The organism is Gordonia sp. DT30, from assembly GCF_049844915.1.
Lineage (GTDB): Bacteria > Actinomycetota > Actinomycetes > Mycobacteriales > Mycobacteriaceae > Gordonia.
The window spans coordinates 68,890-89,795 of record NZ_JBNCLY010000018.1 but is presented as its reverse complement, the minus strand read 5'-3'; the positions used below and the strand labels follow the sequence as shown (position 1 = coordinate 89,795).

Sequence of the window (20,906 nt, the reverse complement as noted above, 5' to 3'; positions counted from 1 at the left end):
ACACCCACCTCGGGGCCGTGAACCCCGACGCCCACCGACGCTCGGGCACCCACACACGGCCCGACCCCGGAAATCGGTCCTCAGACCACCCATCCGGGCTCAACCATCACGCAGCGTTGCCACACGAAAGATCGAGGCTAACAGCCGAGTCGGAGTCGGGCTACGTGACCGTATCGTCCGTCGGCCAAGACGACGCGAGTGCCGCTGCGCATGCGCGTGGGCCGATTGGGTTGTCAGCGGAGGTCGCCACGATCGATGATGCCAGCAGTCCATCACAGGCCGATCAACGATGACGACGCTTGACAGGTGGCCTCGACTTTCCGCCGCTGCGGCTTGTGCTGGCGAGTCATGGCGGTAGCCCGGGCACGCTCCCATTCTTTTCTCCTTGCGAGCTTCCTGCTGCTGTTCTCGGAGAGCTCAATGCGTCCCCGTTTTCGGGATTGTTTCCGGTCCGGAAATCCTGTGCACCGCTCCTACCAGCGACTTGCGCAATCAAGAAGGCGACGGCGATCTTTAGGTTGCCGAATCCTGTGAGTCGTGCTTGGGTATTCGAGAACTATTCAGAATCTGGCATCGTCCATGCAAGTCGGTGCACTGACGTGTGCGAGGAGTGGCTCGAGAGGTGAGAAGCAGTCAGGAACAGCAGCAACCGGGGGCGACGGCGCGGCGTCGAGCGCTCACAGGTGCGTGTGTGGCGATCGCCGCGCTCGCATCCTCCGTGGCGGGTGTCGGGATGTCGGCCGCAAGCTCGAATGCGTTTGCTGATCAGCAGACCACGAAACGCACCGATGACGGCTGGGTCGTCTCGGCGATCAAGTCGCACGAGCAGGTACGGTCGGTACCACCGCTTAATCAATCAAGCTGGACGAGAGAAGGATTCATCTCCCTCAAGGGTGAGGGTGTCATCGCCGGTACCGGTTCGGTGCCGGTGCAGGCGGGCACTGTCGCGGCCGGTTTTCAGATCGGCTGCAACACCGACGTCACCTCGGGCGCCACGGTCGGGATCTCGGGTGGCCCGTCAGCGCAGATGAACATTTCCTATCCGCCGGCGGTGGTGATCGGCGCGACGGTCACCCCGAACATCTCCACGACATTGCGGCCGGGCACCATCGCCGACATCCCGTTCGGGTCGAAGAAGATGCAGACTGGGAAAGCCGGCATCACCGTCGACGGCGTGCATGTAAAGGTCGACGGCTGTCTGGGACCGGTCGCCCTACGGGCGTACGTGACCGTCAGCGTGTCAACAGCGTTGAACGACAACACGATCAACGTGTACGGCAAACCCCACTACCTCTGACCCATTGGTCTAGCCGGTCACCACGAGCTCGGCCAGTGCGGTCGACGACTTCATCCAAGAACAAACGTCCAGATTTGTCTCCTGAAGGGCTGTGAGCCTGTATGACTGCTCCTACTTCTTCCTTGTCGGTGTCGGGTGGCGCGCATCGCCTCGACGCCAACGCCGTGACCACTGAACTCCCCACGACGGCGGGCCATACCGGTCGCTCGGCCGCCGAGGCTGGCCCGACTTCTGCGCCGGACGATCCCTCCGCCAGTGGTGGGGTGCCGGTACTGAAGGTGATGCTGTTCCTCGTCGGCTGCGTACTGCTGGTGCTGGCGGCGGCGAACTTGATGAATCTTGGGGTGTGGTCGGATCGGTGGGGTGTGATTCCGGTATTCCTGGTGTTCTTTCTAGTGATGTCGATCGCCGGACGCTGGTTTTGGGCCGGTGCGAACGCCATCCTCGGAGCCCTGATGTGGGGCAACAAATGACATCCAGCAGCGGAACGCGAGCAGAGCAGTCGGTGGCGTCGAAGGTTCGTCGGGGGCATCACCGGGTCCCGCGCCATCGTCTCGGTGCTGGGCTGCTGGCTGCCGCGGTGTTGGCGATCGGCGGCGGGGTCACCGCAGCGGCGCTCGGCAGCGAACCGGCTCCGGCACACGCGGACGCGTTGTGCGATCAGATGCGCGCCCAGTACGGCTCGAACTGGCCGTGTGTCTCGGTACCTACCAACACCTTCCAACCCACTACGAACACGCCGTACGTACCGACGACCGGCGCCAACGGCACCGGTGGCCCACAAGTCGGCTCCAACATTGGGCCCGGCCCGGGCGAAGGCAACGGCACGCCGATCGTCACTGTGCCCGGACAAGCCGCCCCACAACCACCCGCAGGCACCGGCAACGGCGAATCGGTACCAAACAACCCGAACACCGGCAGCGCACGGCCAACAGCACCGCAACCAGTCCCGCCCGGCGACACCACCGGTCAAGTACCGGTAGCCCCGAGCACTGCTGCCCCGGCAGTGACAACCGTGCCGGGCGCGGCGACCGCCGAGCCAAACAACCCGCCGCACGCATTGGATTCGGGCTCGAAGCAACCGGAGATCCCGCTGGCTGCGTGGGTCGTGGCGGGTGCGGCGGCATTCGCCGCGGCGAACCCTCGGGTACGGCGCGCAGCCCTCGGCGGGCGGTCGTCGTCTGGTGGGCTGCAGAGTTGGTCGTTGCTGCGGCGTGGCGGGTCGGAACGGGCCACGGTGGGTCCGTCGCAGTTGGTGTTGATCAACGATCCGAGCAGCCCGAAAAACTACGTGTTCCATGAAGACGTGCCGCCGGGTGGGCATATCGGGGTGAATCCGGACGGGTCGGCCACCATCTACGACGCCACCGGTAAACCAGTCAGCCAGATCGCGAAACCATGGGCCTACGACGCCCTCGGACGACCTCAGAAAACCTGGTATACCGTCGACTACAACGGGAACCTGGTCCAGCACGTCGAACCCTCGCCCGATGCGGTGTATCCCATCGTCGCCGACCCGACTCACGAGGAGTCGCAAGCGCAAGCCGGTTTCGACGCGCTCACCGCTAACACTCAGGGCCCCGCGGTACAGGGGCGCGACGGCGCTCAACAACGCCAAGCGTTGCGGCAAGAAGGCTTGGATGTGACCTCGGGGACCTCCTCGGACGGAACCCCGGTCGCCAACGTCACCGACCCTGTCACCGGGGACAGCGGTCAGGTCGCCACCGGCCCATCTCCGGATACTCAGCAAGCAGTGGCGGCGTCGAACTCGCAAAGCCAGTGGGACCAGATGACCGCCAACACCCAAGGCCCCGAAGTGTCCGGTCGTGACGCCGCTCAGCAACGCCAGACCCTACGCGATCAGGGCTTGGCGGTCACCTCAGGCGCTACCGATGACGGCACCCCGGTCGCCAACGTCACCGACCCCACCACCGGAGATACCGCGCAGGTGCCGACAGGCATGTCCCCGACCACCCAACAGGCAGTCTCCGACTCACATAGCCAAGACGTCATCGACCGTCAGATCGCCAACACTCAAGGCCCCGCGGTACAAGGACGAGACGGCGCTCAACAACGCATCGAGGCTCGCGAGCAGGGCTACGCGGCCACGGCCAGCGTCGACGACGACGGCAATCCGATCAACGTCTACACCGATCCCACCACCGGCGCTCACTTCAGTGTGCGCGCCACCGGCAACGATCCAGCCCAAGCGTTCACCGATCAACTCACCGCCGCCACCAGCATGGGCCCCTACACCAGCCCCGAAGCGCAACACACCGCGCAGGGCGCGCAAACCCGCACCGGACTGCGCGAACAAGGACTCATCGTCAACACCGGCACCGACCCCGTGACCGGGCAACCCGCCACCACCATCACCAACCCCCGCACCGGACAAACCCAATACACCGGCACCAACCCCGACGGCACCACCTACACCATCAACATCGCAGGGACCGGACAATCGGCCACCGGTGGCGAGGGCGAGGCATCAACGTTGTTCACCAATCCGGCTACCGGAGAACCACTGGACCTCAACGGCCCAGCAGTCACCGCAGCCATTGGCGCCGCACAGCAACGCGGTGGCGATATCGCAGCTACTTTCCGGCAGCCAGGACCATCCCATTCGGTGGGCAGAGCCGGTCTCAGCGCAGAAGAGATCGCACGCCTCGGCTCAGCAGGCAAGGCTCTGGCTCGGGGCTCGTTCCTTCTCGGGACCGCGTTGACCGCTGCCGATGAGTTCGGCAAGTATCATCGTGGTGAAGAAGACGGCGGCGATGCACTCGCTGGCGCGGGTGGAGCCATTGCAGGCGGTGCGCTTGGCGGTTTGGCCGCTGGCGCGGCGATAGGGTCGTTCGCGGGTCCGATTGGTACCGCCATCGGCGGAGGTATCGGCGCGGCGGTTGGAAGCCAGGCAGGCGCGGACGCCGCACGGTGGATCAAAGGATTGTTCGACTAACCACGGCGAGAGAACCGGCAAATGAGCAAGCGAACACGACCTCGACACTCGGCAATCAAAACCCGTGAAGCATGGGCCGTTGATAACGTCGACGACACCAACAAGTTCGTACGCAACCGTCTTGGCGACAATATTACTGATACATGGTTGATAAACTTCTACGCCATCCCCACCGTGATCGCTTTTCTCCTAGGCGCCATAATAGGTAGCTCACTACTCTAGGGTTAATCTTAAAGGGAGCACATTGTGACACTAACCGCCGTCGAGTACGGTATCCGTGCAACCGGGAAGCCTGCAACTTTGCGCGCGGTGAACCCGCAACTGATGTTTGCAGCTCCCGTAGGATGGAGCGATGCCGACACCGAACTGGCTAACTCGCTGATGGCAAGCAGGGTACTGCTTCAACCTCCGCGCCGGGGTGAATCGTTTGCCCCTAACGTCGTCATTCAATACTTCGACTTTATGTCATCCGTCAGCTTAAAACTATCCGCAATTGACACTGACCAAGACATCCTAAACCTCAACTCTTCACAGTTGATTGGACACCACGTTCTCGTAAATGGCTTCGTGAGCATCGACGAAGGCCGCTTCGTCGAAGATCATAGAGTGCTCGCTATCAGACGGATACATGTGTCGTACAAGACAACAGAAGGGAAAGCGGCCCTGTCGATACTCTCCTGCACAGCACCGGTGAGTGACTGGGAATCCCTAGCCTCTGATATCGGTACAATCTGTCGAACATGGCTCAAGACAACGGTACCCGGTCTCTCATGAAGCGATTGCGCTGGGCTTTCACCGGCTGGTTCGGTTGGCTCATCACTTACCCACTAATAGCCTTTGCGGCAGGATTGGCACTGGGAGCGATCGTATAAACCAGTCCGGCACGTAGAGGTTAACCTAGGTTAACCTCTATCTTTCGTGTGGCGACGCTGCGTGATGGTTGAGCCCGGATGGGTGGTCTGAGGACCGATTTCCGGGGTCGGGCCGTGTGTGGATGCCCGAGCGTCGGTGGGCGTCGGGGTTCACGGCCCCGAGGTGGGTGTCCTTTCTGGTCTGTGGTCAGGTCGGATAGCGTGGTCAGCCAGGGTTGGGAAGTGTTGCGATTCTGGTGATTCCGTCGAGGAGGAGCTGCAGGTTCGGTGCGGTGGCGGCGAGTTTGAGTCGGGTACGTCGCGCATGGCGGGTGAGTTTCGCGGCGATCGAGAACAGTTGCTGCCGTAGCCGTTTAGTAGGTTCCCACCTGCGGGCCGGGTGATCGGTGAACGCAAGGAGCTGGGTCCAGGCCAGTAGCTCGCAGGCCAGCTCGACGATGGCGCACCAGATGCGGTTCTGCTCGAACCCGTGTAGTGGCAGGTTGGTCAGGCCGCAGTCTTTGGCGGTGCGGATACGGTCTTCGCAGCGGGCTCGGCGCCGGTGCCTGATCGACGACGGTGATGTGGTCGGCGGCGATGTTCGCCCCGGCATTACCAGCCCGCAACATCATCGCCAGGGGTTCGCCGGTACCGGCGGGCCCGTGATCGACGAACGCACACAACGGGTGAAACCCATACCCGCGCATATACGTTGGTGCGGCGTGTTGCTTCTCCGAGTGCGCGGTGACCAGGGTGGCATCAAGATTGACGATCACCGGATGGCCAGCACCGGTGTTGTGGTCGGGGCGGCCGGGCCTGCTGCCTGCCACGCCAGTCGGCGGGCCGCGCCGCGAGCGGTGTTGATCGCGGTCAAGGCCCTCGGCGCATCCCGGGCCACCAGGGTGATCAGGCGGGAGACCGTCGGATTCCGGTCGACCCGTCAGCACCGCAGCGATACCGCCGGCCTTGGCGGCGGCGCCGGCCAGGGCGGCGCACACGAACTCGGCCCAGTCGATCGGCACCGCCCGGGCAGGGCCGGATTCCCGACCATCCGAGGCGGTTTGGCGAGAAGCATAGTCACGTAGCCGGAACGCCTCGGTGAGCACGGTGATCGCGTCGTGCAACTCGGTAGGTTCCTGAGACCAACGGCGTTGGTGGAGGTGTATAACCAGCGACGGCAAGTTGCCGGGCGATCTCGGCTCCGATGCCCTGGGCACCGCCGGTCACCGCGACGACCAAGCCCGCTACCGATCTGCGCCGACTCATGATCGGTCAGTCTGTCACAGCGGTGCGCGGATGCGAGTGGGATTGCAGCCGTGTGGCGACCTCGTCGAGCACGCGTTCCGACGCCCGGTACGGCTGTTCGGCCCGGGGCCAGTGGACGATCACATCGGTGAAGCCGAGATCGGCTGCGCGGCCGACGAGTTCGTCGAACAACCCGATGCTCTCCAGCGCGTTGCGTGGTGAGGCGTCGAGGCTGAGGTACCGGGGAAAGTCTCCGGTCCGGCCGTCCTTCTCGAGGGTGTCGGTGAGCAGTTCACTGCTGGCTCGGACCCCGTCGAGCCAGTCGTCGAGCGTGTCCGCGGGAGCGCCGGTGGTGATCCACCCATCGCCGTGCCGGGCGGCGAATCGCACTGAGCGCGGGCCGTTGCCCGCCAGCAGGAACGGCACCCGTGGCCGGACCGGATCGCCGACGAGCCGCATGTCGCGGGCCTGGTAGTACTCACCGTCGGCGTCGACGTGGTCCTCGCTCAGGGTGCGGTCGAGGAGCAGGGTGAACTCCTGAAGCCGGTCGACGCGCTGCCGCGGTGGCAGTCGATCGCCGCCGAGCAGAATGTCGTCGGGGGTGCCGCCGGCGCCGAGCCCGAGCAGCAGCCGGCCGTCGGAGATGTCGACGAGCGTGGCGACCTCGCGGCTCAGCGCGACCGGATGCCGGAAGTTGGGCGAGATGACGAACGCACCCAACGAGATTCGCTCGGTGACCATCGCCGCGGCGGTGAGCGTCGGGATACCGGCGAACCACCGGGAATCGGGCAGGCCACCCCAGACCAGGTGATCGTAGGTCCAGGCGTGATCGAAACCCATCGCCTCGGCGCGGCGCCATCGCGGCTGCGCCTCGCGCCAGGTCAGCTCGGGCAGGATGCAGATACCGAAACGCATGCCCCAGCCTATCGTTGCCCGGTGTCGCCGACTGCTGCGGCGTGCGGTGCGGCGGTGAGGACCGCGAGCCGCTGGGTGGCCCGGGTCATGGCGACGTACCGGTCGACGGCTCCCGCGACGCCGCCGCCCAGCGCAGGGGATTCCACGAGCACCACGAGATCGAACTCCAGCCCCTTGGCCAGTACGGGCGGCAGGGCCCGAACGCGTTCGCGGGTGCGGAGATCGGGCAGCTCATCGGGAGCGGCGATGACGCAGGCGGTGGCGCCGGGATGGTCGCGCTCCCACTCGTCGAGGATCGTGTCGAGCTCGCCTGTCGACCCGTGGTGGACGTCGATTCCGTTGGCGCGGACGGAGACCGGCACGTTGGCGTCCGGAATCGCGGCGGTGATCACCGGCGCGGCCGCGGCCATGATCTCCTCCGGGGTGCGGTAGTTGATCGACAACCCGACCTGCCGGACGTCGGGGAAGCCGACGCGGTGCAGGCGCTGCGACCAGGTCTCGGTGAACCCGCGGCGGGACTGGGCGCGGTCGCCGACGATGGTGAAGCTACGGGAAGGGCAGCGGGACAACAGCATCGACCAGTCCGCGTCGGTCAGCTCCTGCGCCTCGTCGACGATGATGTGCGCGAACGGCCCGGCCAGCGGATCGCGGTCGGCACCCGGCGCCGCGGACTCGTCGACGAGGACCTCACGGAGGTCGGCGTTGCGCAGCATCGGGGCGAGTCCCTCGCCGTCGTCGAGGGTGTGCGCCGCGAGCAGATGGTCGACGACGGCGTCCATCTCGGCGCGGTCGGCGGCGAGTGTCGCCTCACGGATACGGCGACGACGGGAGAAGCCCGGGTCGCCGAGCCGCCGGTGCGCGGCGTCGAGCAACGGGAGATCTGCGGTGGTCCACGCGGAGGGCTGTGCGCGCTGCAGCAGCCGGACCTGCGCGGAACGCAGCTCCGGCGCGGCCAGCCGCAGATACGCCGGCACCGACCACAGGTCGGCGACCAGGGTGGCCGCGTCGAGCACCGGCCACGCGGCACCGAACGCCTCGACCAGGGTGCTGCTGTGCGCCAGCGCCGTGCGCAGTCGCGGTCTCGGCACGGCGTCGCGATCGTCGAGCAGATCACCGACGATGTCGACGATCGCCTCGAACACCTCCTCGCGCGCCTCGTTGTGTGGCGTGCCGGGCTCCGGTACACCGAACGCCTCCGCCCACTCGCCTACGCCGAATTCGACGTCCTGCCACGGAGTCTCGATCTCGATCGAATCGGTGGGCGGTTGTTCGTAGAAGCCGACCGCCCGCTCGATCACCGCAACCGGGTCGAGGCGCGATTTGATCTCCTCGACTGCCGGATCGGACTCCGTTGTGGCAGCGACACCTTCGGGAACGAGGTCGCGAAGGGTGCAGGTGTGCACGCCTTCTTCGCCCAGGCTGGGCAGCACATCGGACACATAGCCGAGAAAGGGGTCGTGTGGTCCGACCACGAGTAGGTCGCCGCGGTTGCCGGCCAGCCGGGGATCGGCGTAGAGGAGATACGCCGCGCGATGCAGGGCGACGACGGTCTTGCCGGTACCGGGGCCGCCGTCGACGACGAGCGCGCCCCGGCTACCGGCCCGTATGATGGCATCCTGGTCGGCGGCGATGGTGCCCAGCACATCTCGCATCCGTGGTTCCCGGTCGGCGTTCAGGCCGGCGAGGAATGCCGAGTCGGCGTCGAGCGCCAGATGGCCGGTGTCGCCGGTGAACGACTCGTCCCAGAAGTCGACGATCGTGCCCTGGTTCCACCGGTATCGGCGCCGGCTCGCCAGCCCCTTCGGATCGGCCTGGGTGGCGGCGAAGAACGGCTCGGCGGCCGGGGTGCGCCAATCGATGAGCAGTTGCTCCCCGGTGCGATCGGTCAGTCCGATCCGGCCGATGTAGGTGACCGTGCCGTCGGCGGCGACGGTCCGCCCGAGACACAGATCCACGCGGTACCGGGACAGGACCCGGAGCCGGCGGGTGGTCTCGTGGATCTCCAGATCGCGGTCGAGGGCCCGGCGGCCCCCACCGCCCTCGGCGTGCCGCAGCGAGTCGAGGCGGTCGGTGAGGTCGGCGGTCGTCTGCGCGAGATGGTCGGCGATCGCGGCGAAGTGCCGCTCATCGTCACCTATGACGTCCGGGCGAGCCTTGGGGGAATGTGAGTCGGGCAGGGCGAAGGCACTTCGGGCACGAAAAACCATGTGCGCCATTGTGAGGCGCGCAGGGGGCCTTGCCGCAAGCCCCCTACTGCGCTATACAGTGAAGTGGGAAGAAAGTTCTATCCCGCACTCCCGGCATTCGCGACCGGCTGCTTCCGGTCCATCTTGACATCGCGCGCCGCGATCAGCGTCGATGCCGCCTGCGCGAGGATCGGGATGGCGAGCACCGACATCGCGATGTTCCACGAACCTGTCGAATCATGTAGGGCACCAACGACTATGGGTCCGAAGGCGGCCAGGATGTAGCCCACCGACTGCGCCATCCCCGACACCTGGCCGGTCTGTTCGGCCGACGAACTGCGCAGCACCATGAACAACAGGGCCAGACTGATCGAGGCACCGGGACCGAACATCACCAGGATCGTCCAGAGCACCGTCACGTGGTCGGTGAGCAGCAACCCGGCCAATCCGATACCGCACAGGGCCACCACGATGAGCGTGATCACGCGCTGATCGGCGAAGCGGCCCGCGATGATCGGGACGATCAGCGACGCGAGGAGCGCGACGACCTGCCCGACCGCCAGAATGGTTCCGGCCGCGGCCGCCGAGTAGCCGTCGTTGGTCAGGTACGCGGGCAGCCATGCGGTGAAGGTGTAGAAGACCAGTGACTGGGCGCCCATGAAGACGGTGATCGCCCACGCGATGGTGTTGCGGCGCAACGTCCCGGTGGCTGCGACCGTTTCTTCGCTGCGCCGGGTGATCTGCGGGGTCCAGATCACCGCGGTCACCACGGCCAGGATCACCCAGGCGGCGATCGTGAGTCGCCAGTTGTTGCCCAGCGCATTGTCGAGCGGCACCGTGACGCCGGCGGCCACGGCGGCACCGCCGGACAGTGTCATCGAGTAGAGACCGGTCATCAAGCCCGACCGATGTGCGAAGTCGCGCTTGATCAATGCCGGCAGCACCACGTTGCACATGCCGATCGCCGCGCCGACGACGGCCGAACCGGCGAACAGCAGAGCCGTCCCCGGGACCAGGCGCATGAGGGTGCCGACGATCAGCAGGAGCAATGCGCCGAAGATGGTGCGCTCGATGCCGAATCGGGCGGCCAGCCGCGGCGCGACCGGAGCACTCAACCCGAAGAACAGCACCGGCAGCGTGGTGAGCAGACCGGCGGTGGTACTGCTGAAGCCGGTGTCGGCGCGGATCTCGTCGATCAACGGGGCCACCGACACCACGACCGGCCGTAGGTTCGCCGCCACCAACATCACGCCGACCGCGGTGAGCACAGTGCCGATCGGGCGGGCCCGACGGGTGCGGCCGGATGCGGTCGACGGTTCCGTCACCGTCATCGGACCACCTCGCGGGCGATGTCGAGGTAGGTGTGGACGGCCGCGCGTGCGCGTTCCGGCGAGCCGTCGGCAATCGCCGCCACCACCTCGTGGTGGCCGTCGGGGTGTCCGTCGTGCGTGGCGCCCGCGGCGATGGCCTCGTGAGTGCGGCGCATGACCTCGCCGACACCTTCGTACAGCTCCATCAGCAGGCGGTTTCCGGAGATCTCGACGATGGTGGCGTGGAATTCGATGTCGAGTTGCGCGTATCGGGTGACATCGTCGGCGTCGAGTGCGGCGACGGCCGCCTCGAGTTTCGCCCGCAGGCGTGCGATGTCGTCGGCGTCGGCCCGCTGCGCCGCGAGCTCGGCGGCCTCGGTCTCGAGGGCGCGTCGCGTGCTGACCAGATCGGTCAGTACCGGGTCCGGGGTGGCCCGGGTGAGGGCGCCGACGAGCACGTTGCGGCTGCGGACGTAGGTGCCGTCCCCGCGGCGTGGCATCAACAATCCCGAGTGCTCCAGTGCGCGCACCGCCTCGCGAATCGTATTGCGGCCCACGCCGAATTGTTCGACGAGTTCGGGCTCGGCGGGGATGCGGGCGCCCACGGGCCACACGTTGTCGCGGATCAGTTCGTGCATCCGGTCGACCACCAGCGAACTGGTGCGCGGGGGCGGTGTGATGAGCGGCGTCATACAGACAGGCTAACATCCCATGTTTGACTCATGCCGAGTCGCGGCGTTGGAGATGGAGTGTGTGCAGCTCGGCATTGATGCGATCGGTGTCGGGGCCGTACCGCCACGGACGGTCGTCACGCACGGCCAGGCCGACGAGGTGACCGAGCGGAACCGGTTGTGCGTCACCGACTTTCCGGTGGACACGGTAGACGATCACGGCGGTGGGAACGATGATGAGGGCTGCGATGGTGAGGATCAGGGGAGTCATGACAGAAAGCATGCGCCCATTCAATTCCTGCCACTAGTGGCGGAGGTGCCATTGTTCGCAAAATATCTGCCACAATGGTCTTCATGTTGAACTCCGTCGCCGTTCTGCTCTTCGGGCGCGTCGCCCTGTTCGAGTTCGGAGTGCTCAACGAGGTGTTCGGGCTCGATCGCACCGACGACGGGGTGCCCGCCTTCGACTTCCGGGTCGCATCACCGACGCCGGGTGCGGCGCTGCAGGTCGACCACGGTGTGACGGTCGCAGCCCCGTACACCCTCGATGAGTGCCTCGACGTCGACCTGGTCGCCGTGCCGGGCGGCAGCACCTCCGGGGACTACCCGGAAGACGTCCTACGCACCCTGCGGACCGTCGTCGACAACGGTGGCCGAGTGCTCACCGTCTGCTCCGGAGCGTTCGCGGCCGGGGCTGCCGGACTCCTCGACGGGCGACGCTGCACCACCCACTGGAGGTACGGCGAGAAGCTCGCGCGGATGTTCCCCGACGCCAAGGTCGACACCGATGTGTTGTTCGTCGACGACGGGCCGATCACCACCAGCGCCGGAACCGCCGCCGGTATCGATGCCTCGTTGCATCTGGTTCGGGAGGAATGGGGGTCGGCGATCGCCAATCGCATCGCGCGCCGGATGGTGGTCTCCCCGCACCGCGACGGCGGGCAGCGACAGTTCATCGATGCACCGGTGCCGACGTGCGCCGATGAGGGATTCGGCGAGTTGCTGGACTGGATGATCACCCATCTCGATCACGACGTCTCCGTCGACGATCTCGCCGCCCGGATGCACATGTCGGGGCGCACCTTCGCGCGGCGGTTCGTCGACGAGGTCGGGATGCCGCCGCGACGCTGGTTGACCGAGCAACGCGTGCTGCACGCCAAACATCTACTCGAGACCACTGCGCTGTCGGTCGACGAGGTGGGGCGGCTGGCCGGTTTCGCGTCGGCGACATTGCTCCGCCACCACTTCACGACGACAGTGGGAGTGGCGCCGGTGGTCTATCGCCGGCGATTTGCCGGTGACACGGCGAACGTGATGGAGAGGAGTGAGTGATGTTCGATCTGCGTGGGCTCGAGGTACCGATCATCGCGGCCCCGATGGCGGGTGGTCCGTCGACCCCGGGACTGGTGATCGCCGCCGCCCGGGCCGGCGGATTCGGCTTCCTCGCCGCCGGATACAAGACCCCGGAGGTCCTCGACTCCGACATCGGCGCCGTTGCTGACGTGGGTGTGGACTACGGCGTCAACATCTTCATCCCCGGCCCGCCGATCCGTGACCGCGCCGCCGTCGAGCGGTATCGAGAGTCGTTGCGGCCCTTGGCGGAGCGCTACGGGGTGCCATTGCCCGAGATCGTCGACGGCGACGACGACCACTTCGCGGCCAAGATCGACCTCGTCGTCGAGCGTCGGGTTCCGGTGGTGTCCTTCACCTTCGGGCTGCCGTCGGTCGACGTCGTCGCGCGATTGCATGATGCCGATATCGCGGTCGTCGCCGGTGTCGCGAGTGCCGACGATGCCGACCGGGCGGTCGCCATCGGGATGGACGGACTGTGCGTGCAGGGCACCGAAGCGGGTGGACACCGCGCCACCCTCGATCTCGACACCCGGCCGAACACCACCCCGGCGATCACCCTCGTCCGAGAGGTGGTGTCGCGCACCGACATTCCGGTGATCGCCGCCGGCGGGATCTGCGACGGGCGGGCGGTTGCAGACAATCTGGCCGCCGGGGCCGTCGCCGTCCAGATCGGTACCGCCCTTCTCGACTCCGACGAGGCGGGTACCAGCACCGTGCACCGAGCCGCGCTGCGGAGTCCGTCGTCGACCGAAACCGTTGTCACCCGCGCATTCTCCGGTCGCCCGGCCCGCGCGCTGCGCAACGACTTCACCGACACCTACGACTCGACCGCACCCGCCGAGTATCCGGCCGTCCACCATCTGACCAGCCCGCTCCGCAAGGCGGCCGCCGCTGCCGGTGGCCGTGACGACGTGAACCTCTGGGCCGGAACCTCGTTCGGCTCCATCGGCGGAGGCTCGGGCGCCCACATCATCGCGGATCTGTGGGCGCAGTCCCAGCACAGCTCCGGCCGGTAATCGGCGAGCCTACGGCTGCAGGGCGCGGTGCAGCATATGCATCGCGACGGTGGTGGACCGTTCGCGGACGGCGGCGCGGTCGCCGGGCAGGTACAGCGTGCGTGCCAGCGCGGTGCCGTCGGCGAAAGCGAGGCCGAAACATACTGTGCCGACCGGCTTTCCGGGTGTGCCGCCGCCGGGGCCGGCAATTCCGCTGGTGGACACCGCGATGTCGACGCCGAAGCGCCGCACCGCCCCCGCGGCCATGGCGGCGGCGACGGGCTCGCTGACCGCGCCGTGCTCGTCGATCAGTTCTGCGGGAACGTCGAGGGTTCCGGACTTCGCCGCGTTCGAATACGACACCACCCCACCGACGACGTAATCCGACGATCCGGCGCGGTCGGTGAGGCGTGCGGCGATCATGCCACCGGTGCAGGATTCGGCGGTCGCCACGGTACGGCCCTGCAGCGTTGCCGCCACCAGGTCGTCGATGGTGGCGCCGTCGACGGAGAAGATCTCGCCGTGATGGTGCTCGCGCAGCTCGTCGGCCAGCGCGTCATAGGCGGGCTGTGCGCCTGCGGGGTAGCGGGTGACGATCTCCACCTCGCCGCGACGCAGGCAGGTGGTGATCTCGAGGTCGCCGATCCCGGCGATCCGCGGCTCGACGCTCCGTAGCGTGGCGGCGAGGTCGGATTCGGACAGGCCGAAGGCCCGGATGGTCTGCTCGCGGAAATCGCCCCGGCCGGCGATGGCGGCGGCCACGGGCGCGGCGCTGATCGCGGCGTCCCACATCCCCTGCAACTCGCGGGGTGGGCCGGGCAGGACCAGGATCGCCGGCAACCCGCGTTCCCCGTCGGTGACGGCCGGGACCGCGACACCGGGGGCCGTGCCGACCGGCGGGATCGCGAGCGCCCCTTCAGGGACCATGGCCTGCTTGTGCGTCCCGGCGCGGGTGGATTCGGACTCCGCCTCGCCGCGTTGCCGTTGCCAACGCGAAATGATCTGACCGATATGCCTTTCGAGGTCGTCGTCGAGATAGAGCGGCCGTTCGCAGAAGCGGGCGACGGTCTCGACGGTCAGATCGTCGGCCGTCGGACCGAGCCCACCAGTGGTGACGATGAGGTCGACGCCGGTGTCGGCGAGGAAACGCAGCTGCGCCGTCAGATCCTCCGGACGGTCCCCACCGATGGTGATATGCGCAACGTCGACGCCCATGGCGAGCAGTCGCTGTGCCACCCAGGGACCGTTCTCGTCGGTGATTCGGCCCGTGAGGACCTCGGTTCCGGTGACCACGATTCCCGCGCGCACCTTCGGGGCCTGCGGGGTCGCGCGCTGGGCTGAGACGGTGTCGGCATTCACCCGATCGAGCATAGTGGCGTTCGGGCGGTGGGCGGTCGCAGCGGCTCAGCTCGGCAGATGCCAGGCGATCGCGGCCGCGATCGCACCCACGCCGTTGACCGCCCAGTGCAACGCGATCGGCGCGAGGAGGCTGCCACTGCGAATACGCAACCAGCCCAGGATGATTCCGGCGAATCCGGTCACCAACACGGCAAGGAGGACGCCGGCCGCGGTGCCCCACGCGCCCGTCCCGACGGTGTCACCGAGCGCCTGATTGTGCGCCGACAACCCCAGCGACGACGCCACGTGCCACAGCCCGAAGAGCCCGGCTTGGGTGAGTAACGCGGTCCGCGGGGTGAAGGTCCGGCGCAGGGCACCGAACAGCACGCCCCGGAAGATGAGCTCCTCGGCCAGCACGGTACGCAGCGGGATGAGGATCAGCGCGGAGTAGAGCGCCGGCCCTACGTCCCGGTAGGCGTCGTTGTGGAAAAGCTCCCGGGTGAACGGAAGTGCCACGCCGACGGCGGCGATCACCGCGATCGCCCCCACGATGACGCCCGCATATTGCAGGCCGCGACCCATCGAGCGGGGCGACAACCCGACATCGTCCCAGGTGAGCCCCACTGCCTTCCCGATGAGGAGGATGAGGACCGCCCCCACCGAGACCGACCACCCGCCGTCCGGGATCGACGGACCGAACACCAGGATCTGGACGACGATCAGGATCGCCACCACGCCGATGCAGAGCAGACCGAACCGACGGTTCACGATCGTCTCCTCCCCGCTGCTCGCGCCCGGACCGGCGTTCTCTGCCACGATGTATCGACTGACGTGCCCGGCGGGCCGGGAACGAATCGCGTGGGCAACGAATCACAAGAGTACGGACAACAGGAGCGTGACACAGTGCCGGAGGCGAGCACGGCGGGGGAGACGGGCACGGTCGGGGCGAGCGTCGTCCGTTCCCGATGGTCGCGGGCCGGAGTCCTCGCGCTGGCCTATTGCCGGCGCATCAGTTTCTCCGGCCTGGTGGTGGGCACCGTGTTCCTGTGGCTCTCGGCGACGCCGTCGCTGCTGCCGCGCGGGCCCCTGTTCCAGGGCATCGTGAGCGGGGCGGCGGCCGCACTCGGGTACTGCCTCGGCGCATTCTTCGCCTGGCTCGCGCGATTCATGATCTCGCGCGGCCGGCGGTGGCCGTCCCCACCGTGGTACGTGTGGGCGGGCCTGGCGCTCGTGTTCGCCGTCGGCACGGCCGTCATGTTCTGGTGGTATTCGGAGTGGCAGACCGAGATTCGGTCGCTCATGCGGGTCGGGCAGCTGTCGTGGACGGCGTATCCGACCATCCTCGTCGTCGCGGTGACCGTGTTCGTGATCCTGATGGTGATCGGACAGCTGTGGGCCGCGCTGGTCGTCTGGGCGGTGTACAAGCTCAATCGCTTTGCACCACCTCGGATCTCGGCGGTGGCCGGGGTGACGGTGATCGCCTTGATCAGCGTGTTCATCCTCAACGGGGTGGTGGCCAATTACTCGATGAAGTGGCTCAACGCCTCGTTTGCCGCCGCCAACGACGAGACCGACCCGACGACCAACCCGCCCGCGACGGCCCTGCGATCGGGCGGACCGGAATCGCTGGTCAGCTGGGCGTCGCTCGGGCGTGAGGGCCGGAAATTCGTCGCGAACGGTCCTGGTACGCAACAGCTTTCGGAGTTCAACGGGACGCCCGCGACGGAACCGATCCGTGCCTTCGTCGGTCTCGGGTCGGGGGACGACCTGCGGGCGAATGCCGCACTGGCCGCCGACGAATTGGTCCGGGCCGGCGGGCTGAATCGGGCGGTGGTGGCGATCGGGTCGGCGACCGGATCGGGCTGGCTGAACAAGTCCACCGTCGACTCGCTGGAATACATGTACAACGGCAACGTGGCGACTGTCTCGATGCAGTACTCGTATCTGCCGAGCTGGTTGTCATTCCTCGTCGACAGCGAACGAGCCAGGCAGGCAGGCAGCGCACTGTTCGAGGCGGTCGATGCTCGCATCCGGGCGCTGCCGGAGGGTCGGCGACCCAAGGTCGTGGTGTTCGGCGAGAGCCTGGGGTCGTTCGGTGCCGAGGCCGCGTTCGGCACGGTGCCGACCGTCGTCGCCCGTACCGACGGCGCGCTGTTCGTCGGACCGACGTTCAACAACCGGCTGTGGAGCGACGCCACCGCCGAGCGCGATGCGGGCTCACCACAGGTGCTGCCCATCTACGACGGTGGGCAGCACGTCCGCTTCATCGCCGATGCCGCAGATCTCGACCGCCCGGCGGCGCCGTGGGCCGACCCGCACATCGTGTACCTGCAGCATGCCTCGGATCCGATCGCCTGGTGGTCGCCGAGGCTCATCCTCAACGAGCCGGACTGGCTCAAGGAAGCACACGGACGCGACGTGCTCGGCGCGATGACGTGGATTCCGTTCGTCACGTTCTTGCAGGTGTCGGCGGATATGGCGGTCTCGATCGACGTGCCGGACGGGCACGGCCACAACTACCTGTCGGCGATCCCGTCGTCATGGGCGAGCATCCTGCAACCACCGGGGTGGACACCCGAGAAGACCCAGCGACTGCTGCCGCTGCTGCACCGCGACTGAGGTGGCCGGGCCCACCGGAATTGGCGCCGGCGCGCACGTGCTGTTGGCTGGAGGCAGCAAGTGGCGACCGAGCACGGGAGTAGAGCGCACATGACCGAGGACCGCAGCGAGGACCTGGTGGTGCTCGTCGAGCCCGACGGCACGCCGTGCGGAACTGCCGACCGGCTGTCGGTGCATACGGCTGCCACTCCGCTGCACCTCGCGTTCTCGTGCCACCTCGTCGAGGCGGGCCGGCTGCTCATGACCCGGCGTGCGTTGGCCAAGAAGACATGGCCGGGCGTGTGGACCAACTCCTTCTGTGGTCATCCACGTCCCGGGGAGAGCGTCGAGGCCGCGGTACATCGCTATGCGCAGCGGGAACTCGGCCTGCGCCTGACCGATGTGCGCTGCGTGCTGCCCGACTTCCGCTACCGTGCCGTCGACGCCGGCGGCGTGGTCGAGAACGAGGTGTGTCCGGTGTTCGTGGCCCGCCCGGCCGGAGCGGTGCGGCCCGATCCCGACGAGGTCATGGATGTGGCGTGGACGGGTATCGACGACGTCTGGTCGGCGGCCCGGCACACTCCGTGGTTGTTGAGTCCGTGGTTCGTCGACCAGGTACATGCGCTCGGGACCGGACCGGACCCCTATCGCGGGCATGACCGGGACCCGTCGTGAGATACCGCACCACGGCCGGGGCGCATCGGCTCTACGACGACGTCGCCGAGGCCAGCGCCGACCTGGTGATCCGGCGGTACTCGTCGTCGTTCGGGCTGGCGTCGCGGCTGCTGGCCGGACGCGAACGCCGGGAAATACGCAACGTCTACGCGCTGGCCCGCCTGGCCGACGAGATCGTCGACGCGCCGCGTCCCGGGCACGATCCGGCGCGGCTGCGGAGCGCGCTCGATCAGCTCGAAGCCGAGACAGTCGCGGCGCTCGGCACCGGGACGAGCACGAACCTGCTGGTGCATGCGTTCGCCCGCACCGCCCGCCGGGTGGGTATCGACGCGTCCCTGACCGGCCCGTTCTTCGCATCCATGCGCACCGACCTGGACCACAGCGTCCACGACGAGCAGAGCCTGGCCGCCTACATCTACGGATCGGCCGAGGTCGTGGGCCTGATGTGCCTGCGGGTGTTCGTCGCCGACCTCCCCGGCCGCGATGCCCGGTACGAGGCGCTGGGTGACGGCGCACGCCGGCTCGGGGCCGCCTTCCAGAAGGTCAATTTCTTGCGCGACCTCGGCGTCGACGACGGCGAACTCGGCCGGCGCTACCTGACCGGGCTCGACCCGCGTGCGCCGAGTGCTGCGGCATGGCGGGCATGGCTCGACGAGATCGACGCCGACCTCGCCGCGGCCGCAGCCATGATCCCCGAACTGCCCCGCCAGTCGCGGGTCGCCGTGTGTGTCGCCCACGATCTGTTCGCCGACCTGTCGGCACGGCTGCGGCGGACCCCGCCCGAGGTGGCGGTCACCCGCCGCGTGCGGGTGCCGGCGCCCGCCAAGATGCGTATCGCCGTGGCCGCGGTCCGCAGGCGTGGCCGCCCGGGCACTGTCGACGCGGTGACCCGATGAGCGGTGCGCAGCGGGTGGTCATCATCGGCGGCGGGGTGGCCGGGTTGGCGACCGCGGCGCTGCTGGCCGCCGACGGCCACGACGTCGACGTCGTCGAGAAGAACCCCGAGCCGGGCGGTCGCGCCGGACGCTGGGAACGTGACGGCTTCCGCTTCGACACCGGCCCGTCGTGGTGGCTGATGCCCGAGGTCTTCGACCACTTCTTCGCGCTACTGGGCACCTCCACCGAGGCACACCTGGATCTGACGCGCCTCGAGCCGGGCTATCGGGTGTTCTTCGAAGACGACGGGGAGGGCGAGGGCACGGCGGAGTCGGTCGACGTGTCCGGCGATCGCGCCCGCAATCGCGAGATGTTCGAGCGGATCGAACCCGGAGCCGGTGCCGTCTTCGACAAATACCTGGAGTCGGCCCAAGACACCTACGACGTCGCGGTGCGGCGCTTTCTCTACACCAACTTCGAGTCGCCGGCCGCCTTCGCCGGCGCCGAATTGTTGCGCCGGGTACCGCTGTTGGCGCGCTTGCTCACCGAGAGTCTGGAGCATTTCGCCGCCCGGCACTTTCGCGACCGCAGGCTGCGACAGATCCTCGGCTATCCGTCGGTGTTCCTCGGGGCCAGTCCGGAACGGGCGCCGGCGATGTATCACCTGATGAGTTGGCTCGACCTCGACGACGGGGTGCGATACCCGCAGGGCGGATTCGCCCGGTTCGTCGACGCGCTCGTCGAGGTGGCGCGCGAGCAAGGCGCCCGATTACACACGGACACAACGGCTGTCGAGATCTGCACGCGGGGCCTTCGCCGGCGAGCGCCGATCGGCCGGCGCGCCGCGGTCACCGGCGTCCGCGTGCTCGGGCCCGACGGCACCGAGACCACGATGCCCGCCGACGTCGTGATCGGCGCAGCGGATCTGCATCACCTCGAAACCCGGTTGCTGCCAAAGCCTTTACAGACCTTCGGCCAACGGTGGTGGAATCGGCGGACCTCCGGACCTGGAGCGGTGCTGGTGCTGCTCGGGGTGCGCGGCGAGTTGCCGCAACTGGCGCATCATTCCCTGTTCTTCACCGCGGACTGGCACGACAACTTCGATGCGATCTTCACCGAACCCACCCGGGTTCCCGACCCGGCGTCGCTGTACGTGTGCCGGCCGTCGGCCACCGATGATTCGGTCGCTCCCGCCGACCACGAGAATCTGTTTGTGCTGATACCGGTTCCACCGGATCCCGAACTGGGACGCGGTGGGCCGGACGGATCCGGTGACCCGGTGATCGAGCAGATCGCCGACCGCGCCATCGACCTCGTCGCCGACTGGGCGGGCATCGGCGACCTCGCCGACCGGATCGTCCTGCGGCGCACCATCGGTCCCGCCGACTTCGTCGCCGACGTCAACTCGTGGTCCGGTGGTGCACTCGGGCCGGCGCACACGTTGCGGCAGAGTGCTTTTCTGCGTGCCACCAACCGCTCCCGCAAGGTCGACGGCCTCTACTACGCGGGTGCCTCCACCCGTCCGGGGATCGGTCTGCCGATGTGCCTGATCAGCGCCGAGCTGATCCGCAAACGGTTGCGGGGTGACCGGTCCACCGGCCCGTCGGATTAAGCCGCGGTTCGCGCGTATATCGGAATGG

General features: G+C 67.5%; 18 protein-coding genes and 1 pseudogene. 10 read left to right on the top strand and 9 right to left on the bottom strand.

Annotated elements, in window-relative coordinates; genetic code table 11:
* The first annotated feature begins 691 nt into the window (after positions 1–691).
* The 4 genes from ACLQ3C_RS16460 to ACLQ3C_RS16445 all read left to right on the top strand — a co-directional run bounded on the left by ACLQ3C_RS16460 (position 692) and on the right by ACLQ3C_RS16445 (position 5,027).
* The gene (locus tag ACLQ3C_RS16460; RefSeq protein ID WP_425706155.1) at positions 692–1,297 is read left to right on the top strand and encodes an MspA family porin; all 606 of its coding nucleotides are present in this window, start codon (positions 692–694) and stop codon (positions 1,295–1,297) included.
* 128 nt (positions 1,298–1,425) lie between these two features.
* On the top strand, positions 1,426–1,770 hold the full coding sequence (locus tag ACLQ3C_RS16455) for a hypothetical protein (protein ID WP_425706161.1): 345 nt from the start codon (positions 1,426–1,428) through the stop codon (positions 1,768–1,770).
* Entirely contained in the window at positions 1,767–4,253 is a 2,487-nt protein-coding gene (locus ACLQ3C_RS16450) for a hypothetical protein (protein ID WP_425706154.1), read from the top strand. Before ACLQ3C_RS16455 ends, ACLQ3C_RS16450 begins: the two co-directional genes overlap by 4 nt.
* A gap of 246 nt (positions 4,254–4,499) precedes the next feature.
* A complete protein-coding gene (locus ACLQ3C_RS16445; protein WP_425706153.1) occupies positions 4,500–5,027 on the top strand; it encodes a hypothetical protein in 528 nt (175 codons plus the stop codon).
* Positions 5,028–5,330: 303 nt separating this feature from the next.
* Here ACLQ3C_RS16445 and ACLQ3C_RS16440 read toward each other — a convergent pair whose 3' ends face one another.
* From ACLQ3C_RS16440 to ACLQ3C_RS16410, 7 genes and pseudogenes are all read right to left on the bottom strand, one after another.
* Positions 5,331–5,717, bottom strand: coding sequence for a transposase (locus tag ACLQ3C_RS16440; RefSeq protein WP_425706152.1), 387 nt, complete (start codon positions 5,715–5,717; stop codon positions 5,331–5,333).
* A 39-nt stretch (positions 5,718–5,756) separates the two neighbouring features.
* Positions 5,757–5,880, bottom strand: a pseudogene (locus tag ACLQ3C_RS16435) (hypothetical protein); the annotation flags it as partial.
* Positions 5,881–6,376: 496 nt separating this feature from the next.
* Complete coding sequence (locus ACLQ3C_RS16430; protein ID WP_425706151.1) at positions 6,377–7,264, bottom strand: LLM class flavin-dependent oxidoreductase; 888 nt, start codon at positions 7,262–7,264, stop codon at positions 6,377–6,379.
* Positions 7,265–7,272: 8 nt separating this feature from the next.
* Complete coding sequence (gene helR / locus ACLQ3C_RS16425; RefSeq protein ID WP_425706150.1) at positions 7,273–9,480, bottom strand: RNA polymerase recycling motor ATPase HelR; 2,208 nt, start codon at positions 9,478–9,480, stop codon at positions 7,273–7,275.
* A gap of 68 nt (positions 9,481–9,548) precedes the next feature.
* Positions 9,549–10,781 carry a CynX/NimT family MFS transporter gene (locus ACLQ3C_RS16420; RefSeq protein WP_425706149.1) on the bottom strand — a complete coding sequence of 411 codons (1,233 nt, stop codon included), beginning with the start codon at positions 10,779–10,781 and terminating at the stop codon, positions 9,549–9,551.
* Positions 10,778–11,452, bottom strand: a complete 675-nt coding sequence (locus ACLQ3C_RS16415) for a FadR/GntR family transcriptional regulator (RefSeq protein WP_425706148.1) — start codon at positions 11,450–11,452, stop codon at positions 10,778–10,780. The genes ACLQ3C_RS16420 and ACLQ3C_RS16415 overlap by 4 nt, the downstream gene beginning before the upstream one ends.
* A 28-nt stretch (positions 11,453–11,480) precedes the next feature.
* Positions 11,481–11,702 (bottom strand): hypothetical protein, encoded by a 222-nt coding sequence (locus ACLQ3C_RS16410; RefSeq protein ID WP_425706147.1) that lies wholly within the window; start codon positions 11,700–11,702, stop codon positions 11,481–11,483.
* Positions 11,703–11,785: 83 nt separating this feature from the next.
* Between ACLQ3C_RS16410 and ACLQ3C_RS16405 the strand changes: the two genes are divergently transcribed.
* Both ACLQ3C_RS16405 and ACLQ3C_RS16400 read left to right on the top strand, forming a co-directional pair.
* A complete protein-coding gene (locus ACLQ3C_RS16405) occupies positions 11,786–12,763 on the top strand; it encodes a GlxA family transcriptional regulator (protein WP_425706146.1) in 978 nt (325 codons plus the stop codon).
* Positions 12,763–13,800 (top strand): NAD(P)H-dependent flavin oxidoreductase, encoded by a 1,038-nt coding sequence (locus tag ACLQ3C_RS16400; protein ID WP_425706145.1) that lies wholly within the window; start codon positions 12,763–12,765, stop codon positions 13,798–13,800. Before ACLQ3C_RS16405 ends, ACLQ3C_RS16400 begins: the two co-directional genes overlap by 1 nt.
* A gap of 9 nt (positions 13,801–13,809) precedes the next feature.
* On the opposite strand, the gene ACLQ3C_RS16395 is transcribed toward ACLQ3C_RS16400, so the two are convergent.
* Both ACLQ3C_RS16395 and ACLQ3C_RS16390 read right to left on the bottom strand, forming a co-directional pair.
* Positions 13,810–15,138, bottom strand: a complete 1,329-nt coding sequence (locus ACLQ3C_RS16395; RefSeq protein WP_425706144.1) for a competence/damage-inducible protein A — start codon at positions 15,136–15,138, stop codon at positions 13,810–13,812.
* 45 nt (positions 15,139–15,183) lie between these two features.
* Complete coding sequence (locus tag ACLQ3C_RS16390; RefSeq protein WP_425706143.1) at positions 15,184–15,933, bottom strand: CPBP family intramembrane glutamic endopeptidase; 750 nt, start codon at positions 15,931–15,933, stop codon at positions 15,184–15,186.
* Positions 15,934–16,020: 87 nt separating this feature from the next.
* Between ACLQ3C_RS16390 and ACLQ3C_RS16385 the strand changes: the two genes are divergently transcribed.
* From ACLQ3C_RS16385 to crtI, 4 genes are all read left to right on the top strand, one after another.
* Entirely contained in the window at positions 16,021–17,736 is a 1,716-nt protein-coding gene (locus ACLQ3C_RS16385; RefSeq protein ID WP_425706142.1) for an alpha/beta hydrolase, read from the top strand.
* A gap of 90 nt (positions 17,737–17,826) precedes the next feature.
* Positions 17,827–18,390 (top strand): isopentenyl-diphosphate Delta-isomerase, encoded by a 564-nt coding sequence (gene idi / locus ACLQ3C_RS16380; RefSeq protein ID WP_425706141.1) that lies wholly within the window; start codon positions 17,827–17,829, stop codon positions 18,388–18,390.
* Complete coding sequence (locus ACLQ3C_RS16375; protein WP_425706140.1) at positions 18,387–19,286, top strand: phytoene/squalene synthase family protein; 900 nt, start codon at positions 18,387–18,389, stop codon at positions 19,284–19,286. The genes idi and ACLQ3C_RS16375 overlap by 4 nt, the downstream gene beginning before the upstream one ends.
* The gene (gene crtI / locus ACLQ3C_RS16370; RefSeq protein ID WP_425706139.1) at positions 19,283–20,878 is read left to right on the top strand and encodes a phytoene desaturase family protein; all 1,596 of its coding nucleotides are present in this window, start codon (positions 19,283–19,285) and stop codon (positions 20,876–20,878) included. Before ACLQ3C_RS16375 ends, crtI begins: the two co-directional genes overlap by 4 nt.
* Positions 20,879–20,906: the final 28 nt, after the last annotated feature.